Below are 7,713 nucleotides of genomic sequence, written 5' to 3'. Positions count from 1 at the left end.
TCCGGACGTAAAGCGAAGCAGTCCGGACACCCACCCGCGCAGGCCCGTCACCGCACCCCGACAGCCCCGCGCAGCGGACCCGCCCCGCGCAGCGGCAACGCCCCGCGCAGCGGACCCAGCCCCGCGCAGCGGACCCCGCCCGCCGCCAGGCGCAACGGCGAGAGAGCCGAAAACGGGCCGAGGCAAAGCGCAGCGGAAGCGCAGCGGACGGTCATGGGACGTTCTCCGGTTGGAAAGATCCCCTTGGTCCCCTCCACGCACGGCCCGCCGAGAACAGCGGTATGCGTGTCGCCCTCGTCACCGAATCCTTCCCGCCCGATGTCAACGGCGTCTCCCACTGCGCCCTGGAAACCGCCCGGCACCTCGTCCGCCGCGGCCACGATCCGCTGGTCATCGCGCCGCTCGGTGGCGCTTCGCCGGCCGCCGGTACGTACGAGAGTCCCTGCCCCGTCGTCCGGGTGCCCTCGATGCCGCTGCCCGGCTATCCGCAGGTGCGGATCGCGCTCCCCGGGCGCCGGCTGTCCGCGGCGCTCGACGGGCACCGCCCCGATCTCGTCCACCTCGCCAGCCCCTTCGTGCTGGGTGCCCGGGGGATGGCGGCCGCCGCCCGCCGCCAGGTGCCCGCCGTCGCCGTCTACCAGACCGATCTTGGCCGCTACGCCCGCACCTACCTGGGCGGCGGCGCGGCCGCGGCCTGGCGCCGCATCCGGGCGGTGCACGGCGCCGCCGACCGCACCCTGGCGCCCTCCAGCGCGGCGCTGCTGGATCTGACCGAGCACGGTGTGCCCCGGGTCCATCTGTGGCCCCGCGGCGTCGACTCCGAAAGGTTCCACCCCGGGCGGCGCGACGCCGTGCTGCGCAGTTCGCTCACCGCGGGGCGGCAGCTGCTGGTGGGGTACGTGGGACGGCTCGCGCCGGAGAAGGACGTCGGGCTGCTGGCCGAGACCTCGCGGCTGCCGGGCGTACGCACCGTCGTCATCGGCGAGGGGCCCAGTGCCGCCGGGCTGCGGACCGCGCTGCCCGGGGTGCGCTTCCTCGGCCGCCGTACGGGTGACGAACTCGCCCGGCTCTATGCTTCGTTGGACATCTTTGTCCATACCGGGCCGTACGAGACCTTCTGTCAGACCGTGCAGGAGGCGATGGCCTCCGGGGTGCCGGTGGTGGCGCCCCGGGCGGGCGGCCCGCTCGACCTGGTGGACCACGACCGCACGGGGCTGCTGGTGACACCGGGGGACGGCGGCGCGTTCCGGGACGCGGTGGGCCGGCTCGCGGGCAGCGCCGAGCTGCGCGTCCGGTACGGTGCCGCGGCCCGCAGAGCCGTTGAGGACCGTACCTGGGCGGCGGTCGGCGACCAGCTTCTGGGCCACTACGAGGCCGTGCTGAGCGACCGGACGGCGGTGGCGGCATGAACGCGCGACACGTTCGCGGGGCGGGCCTGCGGATCGTCCGGATCGCCAACTTCGTCACGCCGGCCTCCGGCGGGCTGCGCACCGCGCTGCGGGAGCTCGGCGCGGGCTACCGGGCCGCCGGGCACGAGCCGGTGCTCATCGTTCCCGGACCCCCGGGGGTGGGCGGCCCGGCCGGCTGGTGTGACGAAGTCACCGCACAGGGACGGGTGATCACCCTGCCGGGGCCGGAGCTGCCGGGCAGCGGCGGCTACCGCATGCTGACCGACCGCCGCAAGGTCCAGCGACTGCTGCACTCGCTGGCCCCCGACCGGCTGGAGGTCTCCGACCGGACGACGCTGCGCTGGACGGGGGAGTGGGCGCGCCGGGCACGGATCCCCGCGGTGATGGTCTCGCACGAGAGCGTGGACGGGGTGCTGCGCACCTGGGGCATACCGCAGCCGCTGGCCCGCGCCACCGCGGACCGGCTCAACCGCCGTACGGCGCACGCCTACAGCCGGGTCGTGTGCACCACCGCATGGGCGGCGGCGGAGTTCACCCGGGCCGGTGTGCGCAATGTGGTGCGCGCTCCGCTCGGCGTCGATCTCGCCGCCTGGCACCCCGGCTGCCGCAGCACGGAGCTGCGCCGGCGCTGGGCGGGCCGGGCGGAGGTCCTGCTGCTGCTGTGCTCCCGGCTGTCGCAGGAGAAGCGGCCGGGGCGGGCGCTGGACGCGCTGGCGGAGCTGCGGCGGCGCGGTGTGGACGCGACGCTGGTGGTGGCCGGTGACGGGCCGCTGCGGGCCCGCCTGGAGGCCAGGGCACGGGCCGAACGGCTGCCCGTGGCCTTCCTCGGGCATCTCGCCGACCGGTCCCGGCTCGCCGCGCTGCAGGCCGGCGCCGATGTCGCACTGGCGCCCGGCCCGGCCGAGACCTTCGGGCTGGCCGCCCTGGAAGCGCTCGCCTGCGGTACCCCGGTGGTCGCCAGCGCGGCGTCGGCGCTGGCGGGGCTGGTCGGCAGCGGTGGCGATACGGCGCTCGACGACGGGCCCTCGTTCGCCGATGCGGTCCAGCGCGTCCTGGCCCGGCCCGGGCCCGCCCGGCGCGCCGCCGCCCGCCGCCGTGCCGAAGGCTACGGCTGGCAGCCCGCCGTCGAGGCCTTCCTGGCGGCGCACGACGCGGCCGCCCCGCTCGGCAGGCCGGTCACCGCTTCGTCCTTCCCGTCCCCGGCCGGCCCGCTGGGCGGGTGGTGACGGTGCGGTCGGAGGGAGTGGTGATACCGGACGGCGGAGTGGTGATACCGGACGGGGGAGCGGTGATGCCGAAGCCGGGGCCGGGGGGCGGCCGTTCGCCGGCCCCGGCCCGCTTTGTCGCGCTCGGTGACTCGCTGACCGAAGGGCTCGGTGACCCCGTACCGGGCGGCGGCTGGCGCGGCTGGGCGGCCCTGCTCGCCGGGGCGCTGGGTGAGCGGCCCGGCGGCGTGGAACTGGTGAACCTGGCGCGGAGCGGGGCGCTGGCGGCGGAGCTGGGCGAGCGGCAGCTGCCCATGGCGCGCGAGCTCCGGCCGCGCTTCGCCTCGCTGGTCGTCGGGGCGAACGACACCCTGCGCGCGGCCTTCGCCATCGAGCGGGTCGCGGTCGCGCTGGACCGGGCGCACGGCGCACTGAGTGCCGACGGGGCCGTGGTGCTGACGGCATGCCTGCCCGATCCGGGCCGGATGCTGGGCCTGCCCGCGCCGCTGGCGCGTCCGCTGGCCCGCCGGATGCGCGCCGTGAACACCGTCGTCCATGCGGTGTCGGCGCGCTACCAGGGCGTTCATCTGCACCTCGCCGAGCACGCCTGGGTCGCCGAACGTGCCTGCTGGAGCGTGGACCGGCTGCACCCCAGTGAGCGCGGCCACCGGCTGCTGGCCCGCGGTTTCCATGCGGCGCTGGCCGCCGCCGGCCTGCCCGTCGGCCCGCCGCCCGCGCTCACCCCCGACGGCCCGCCGCCGACCCGCGCCGGATCGGTCCGGTGGATGGCGACCCGCGGCACCCGCTGGGTCGCCGACCGGTGCACGGACCTGCTGCCCGGCCTGCTGGGCCTGGCGCTTCAGGAGTGCCGGCACGGGCTCGCGGGATCCGGGCGGTTGCTGGACGCCGCGGCCGACCATGCCACGCGTACCGCGCTCGCCGCACTGGACGGGACGGACGGGACGGACGGGACGGACGGGACGGACGGGTCGGACGAGGTGAAGGGGGCTGACGGGCTGGACAGGGCTGACGGGCCGGGCGGGTCCGGCGGGTCCGGCGGGTCGGACGGTGCCCGGGCGGGGAGAACCGCCGCGACGGTGAGGGGCGCTGCGACAATGACAGGATGACCGGACGCTGGGAGTTCTGGATCGACCGCGGTGGCACGTTCACGGACGTCGTCGGCAGGCGGCCGGACGGACGGCTGGTCACCGGCAAGCTGCTCTCGCACCATCCGGAGCGTTACCGGGACGCCGCGGTGGCCGGTATCCGGATGATGCTGGGGCTCGGCCCGGACGAACCGGTGCCCGCCGAGCGGGTCTCCGTGGTCAAGATGGGCACCACCGTCGCCACCAACGCCCTCTTGGAGCGCAAGGGCGAACCGACCGTGCTGCTGACCACCGAAGGGTTCCGGGACGCGCTGCGGATCGCCTACCAGAACCGGCCGCGGATCTTCGACCGGCACATCGTGCTGCCCGAGGCGCTCTACGACCGGGTGATCGAGGTGCCGGAGCGGATCGGCGCCCACGGTGAGCTCATCCGGCCGCTGGACGTCGACGAGGTCCGCCGGGCACTGATCCGGGCCCGTGCGGACGGCCTGCGCAGCGCCGCGGTCGTCCTGCTGCACGGCTACCGCCACGCCGACCACGAACGAGCCGTCGCCGAACTGGCCCGGCAGGCAGGGTTCTCCCAGGTCAGCTGCTCGCACGAGGTCAGCCCGCTGATGAAGCTGGTGCCGCGTGGCGACACCACCGTCGTCGACGCCTACCTCTCCCCGATCCTGGGCCGGTACGTCGACGAGATCGCCGCCCAACTCCCCGGCATCCGGCTGATGTTCATGCAGTCCAACGGCGGACTGCGCAAGGCGGCACACTTCCGGGGCAAGGACGCGGTGCTGTCCGGTCCCGCGGGCGGCGTCGTCGGCATGGTGCGTACCGCCGCCGACGCGGGCGGCGGTCACGACCGGGTGATCGGGTTCGACATGGGCGGCACGTCCACCGATGTGTCGCACTACGCCGGTGAGTTCGAGCGGGTCTTCGGCAACGAGGTCGCGGGCGTACGGATGCGCGCACCCATGATGAACATCCACACCGTCGCGGCCGGCGGCGGTTCCGTACTGCACTTCGACGGCCGCCGCTACCGGGTCGGCCCCGACTCGGCCGGTGCGGACCCGGGGCCGGCCTGCTACCGGCGCGGCGGCCCGCTCACCGTCACGGATGCCCAGGTGATGCTCGGCCGTATCCAGCCCGCCCACTTCCCCGCGGTGTTCGGGCCGGACGGCGACCAGCCGCTGGACGCCGAGGTGGTCCGCACCCGCTTCGCCGAGCTGGCTGCGCGGGCCGCCGCCGAGACCGGGGACGACCGGGGCCCCGAGGAAGTCGCGGCCGGCTTCCTCGATATCGCCGTGCTCAACATGGCCAACGCCGTCAAGAAGATCTCCGTCCAGCGCGGCCGCGACATCACCCGCTACGTCCTCACCAGCTTCGGCGGCGCCGGCGGCCAGCATGCCTGCGCCGTCGCCGACGCGCTGGGCATCGACACGGTGCTCGTCCCGCCGCTGGCCGGGGTGCTCTCCGCGTACGGCATCGGGGTCGCCGACGCCACCGCGATGCGCGAGCAGGCCGTCGAGGCGGAGTTCACCGACCCCGCGGCCCTCCGCCGGGTGCACGAGGTGTGCGAGGCCCTCGCCGGACAGACCCGGCGCGAACTCCTCGACGACGGGGTGCCGGACGCATCGGTCACCACCCGCGCCCGGGTGCTGATCCGCTACGCCGGGACCGACTCCACCCTCGCCGTCCCGCTGGCCGACGCCGACACCATGACGGCGGAATTCGTCCGGGCACACCGTGAGCGCTACGCCTTCACCATGGACAAACCGCTGGTGGCCGAGGCGGTGTCGGTCGAAGCGCTGGGCGCGGCCGGCGGCGCGGGCGGGTACGAGGCCCGAGCGGGCAGCAGAGAGGGTGAGCTGACACCGGCCGCCACGGTACGGATGTACACGGCCGGCCGTTGGCAGCACACCGGCCTCTACCGCCGCACGGACCTGCGCCCCGCTGACACCCTCACCGGCCCGGCCGTGATCGCCGAGGAGGACGCGACCACGGTCCTCGACCCGGGCTGGCAGGCGGCCATGGGAGAGGGCGGGCACCTCCTGCTGACCCGGACCCGGCCGCGTACCGGCCGGGCCGCCGTCGGCACCGAAGCCGACCCGGTGATGCTGGAGGTCTTCAACAGCCTCTTCATGGCCATCGCCGAGCAGATGGGCGTCCGCCTGGAGAACACCGCACACTCCGTCAACATCAAGGAGCGCCTGGACTTCTCCTGCGCCCTCTTCGACGCCGACGGCAACCTGATCGCCAACGCCCCGCACATCCCCGTGCACCTGGGCTCGATGGGGGAGTCCATCAAGGAGGTGCTCCGGCGCCGCGGTGGCGAGATGCGGCCGGGCGATGTGTATGCGATCAACGACCCGTACCACGGGGGCACGCACCTCCCCGACGTCACCGTCGTCAGCCCCGTCTTCGGCACCGAGGGGGCAGAGCTGCTGTTCCTGGTGGCCTCGCGCGGCCACCACGCCGAGATCGGCGGGATCACCCCAGGCTCGATGCCCGCCTTCAGCACCACCATCCAGGAGGAGGGCATCCTCTTCGACAACTGGCTGCTGGTGCGCGACGGCGAGCTGCGCGAGCGCGCGACCCGCGACCTGCTCGCCGCCGGCCCCTACCCCTCCCGCGCGCCGGACGCCAACCTCGCCGATCTGCGCGCCCAGATCGCCGCCAACGAGAAGGGCATCCAGGAACTGCGGCGGATGACCGAACAGTTCGGGCTGGAGGTCGTCCAGGCCTATATGGGGCATGTCCAGGACAACGCCGAGGAATCGGTGCGGCGGATCATCGCCCGGTTGTCGGACGGCAGCTGCCGCTACGAGACCGACAGCGGGGCCGAGATCCATGTCGCGCTGACCGTCGACCGTGCCGCCCGCAGCGCCGTACTGGACTTCGCCGGCACCTCACCCCAGCAGCCCGGCAACGCCAATGCGCCCAGCTCGGTGGTGATGGCCGCCGTCCTGTACGTCTTCCGCACCCTGGTCGCCGACGACATCCCCCTCAACAGCGGCTGCCTCAAGCCCGTGGAGGTCCGCATCCCGGAGGGCTCGATGCTCGCCCCCGTCTTTCCGGCGGCCACCGTCGCGGGCAATGTGGAGACCTCCCAGGCGGTCACCGGCGCGCTCTACGCCGCGCTCGGTGTCCAGGCGGAGGGTTCGGGCACCATGAACAACGTCACCTTCGGAAACGACCGGGTGCAGTATTACGAGACCGTCGCCAGCGGTTCGGGCGCGGGCGACGGCTTCGACGGTGCGGACGCCGTGCAGACCCATATGACCAACTCCCGGCTGACCGACCCCGAAGTGCTGGAGTGGCGCTACCCCGTCCGCGTCGACAGCTTCGCCATCCGCTCCGGCAGCGGCGGTAGGGGGCGCCGGCACGGCGGCTGTGGCGTCGAGCGCCGGCTGCGCTTCCTGGAGCCGATGACGGTCGCCCTGCTGACCAACCACCGCAGAATCGCGCCGTACGGCATGGCGGGCGGCGCCCCGGGTGCGCTGGGCGCCAACTCCGTGGAACGGGCGGACGGTTCACGGGTGGAGCTGGCGGGCTGTGACGCGGTGGATGTCGGCGTCGACGATGTGCTGGTGCTGCGCACACCGGGCGGCGGGGGATATGGAGAGGCGGACGGGGGCTGACGGGCGGCCGCGTGGGCCTGGGCACGCCCCCGCGCGGCGCATCGACAGTCTGGTCGGCCATGGAGCTCATCGATTCGATCAAGGACGCGCGGATTGCCACCGCACGGACGTTGGCCACCCGCTCCGGACGGACCGCCGCCGGACGCTGCCTGATCGAAGGCCCGGGCCTGATCCGGCAGCTCGTGGCCGCCGGGGCCGCTCCGGAGTACGTGCTCCGCTCGGCGGGTGCGGAGGACCCCGCGCTGTGCGCGGAGCTGACCGCGGCCGGGGTGGGCGTGCACGCCGTACGGACGGGCTGCTGCGGAAGGTGACCGGCGGCGCGAAACCGGTCGACTGGCTGGCGGTGGCAACGCGGTGCGCC

Annotated in this window: 5 protein-coding genes; all 5 read left to right on the top strand. The window is 74.5% G+C overall.

Translation table 11 applies throughout. From position 1 onward, the window contains the following. Positions 1-281 precede the first annotated feature (281 nt). The 5 genes from ACF088_RS40735 to ACF088_RS40715 all read left to right on the top strand — a co-directional run bounded on the left by ACF088_RS40735 (position 282) and on the right by ACF088_RS40715 (position 7,663). Positions 282-1,409: a glycosyltransferase family 4 protein gene (locus ACF088_RS40735; RefSeq protein WP_392381043.1), complete on the top strand. Its 1,128-nt coding sequence runs from the start codon at positions 282-284 to the stop codon at positions 1,407-1,409. Further along, positions 1,406-2,635 (top strand): glycosyltransferase, encoded by a 1,230-nt coding sequence (locus ACF088_RS40730; protein WP_392381042.1) that lies wholly within the window; start codon positions 1,406-1,408, stop codon positions 2,633-2,635. Before ACF088_RS40735 ends, ACF088_RS40730 begins: the two co-directional genes overlap by 4 nt. Positions 2,636-2,700: 65 nt before the next feature. Next, positions 2,701-3,741: an SGNH/GDSL hydrolase family protein gene (locus ACF088_RS40725; protein WP_392381041.1), complete on the top strand. Its 1,041-nt coding sequence runs from the start codon at positions 2,701-2,703 to the stop codon at positions 3,739-3,741. Further along, positions 3,738-7,352 (top strand): hydantoinase B/oxoprolinase family protein, encoded by a 3,615-nt coding sequence (locus ACF088_RS40720; protein ID WP_392381040.1) that lies wholly within the window; start codon positions 3,738-3,740, stop codon positions 7,350-7,352. Before ACF088_RS40725 ends, ACF088_RS40720 begins: the two co-directional genes overlap by 4 nt. A gap of 59 nt (positions 7,353-7,411) precedes the next feature. After that, on the top strand, positions 7,412-7,663 hold the full coding sequence (locus tag ACF088_RS40715) for a hypothetical protein (RefSeq protein ID WP_392381039.1): 252 nt from the start codon (positions 7,412-7,414) through the stop codon (positions 7,661-7,663). Positions 7,664-7,713 lie beyond the last annotated feature (50 nt).

Origin of the sequence: Streptomyces sp. NPDC015125, assembly GCF_043080045.1 — a bacterium.
Lineage (GTDB): Bacteria > Actinomycetota > Actinomycetes > Streptomycetales > Streptomycetaceae > Streptomyces.
The sequence above is the reverse complement of the archived record's forward strand: the minus strand, read 5'-3'. Positions and strand labels throughout refer to the sequence as shown.

Bases quoted from the DNA above. Each gene is read 5' to 3' on its own strand.
- ACF088_RS40730 (WP_392381042.1), top strand. From the start codon at position 1,406: ATGAACGCGCGACACGTTCGCGGGGCGGGCCTGCGGATCGTCCGGATC.
- ACF088_RS40720 (WP_392381040.1), top strand. From the start codon at position 3,738: ATGACCGGACGCTGGGAGTTCTGGATCGACCGCGGTGGCACGTTCACG.
- ACF088_RS40715 (WP_392381039.1), top strand. From the start codon at position 7,412: ATGGAGCTCATCGATTCGATCAAGGACGCGCGGATTGCCACCGCACGG.
- ACF088_RS40735 (WP_392381043.1), top strand. From the start codon at position 282: ATGCGTGTCGCCCTCGTCACCGAATCCTTCCCGCCCGATGTCAACGGC.
- ACF088_RS40725 (WP_392381041.1), top strand. From the start codon at position 2,701: ATGCCGAAGCCGGGGCCGGGGGGCGGCCGTTCGCCGGCCCCGGCCCGC.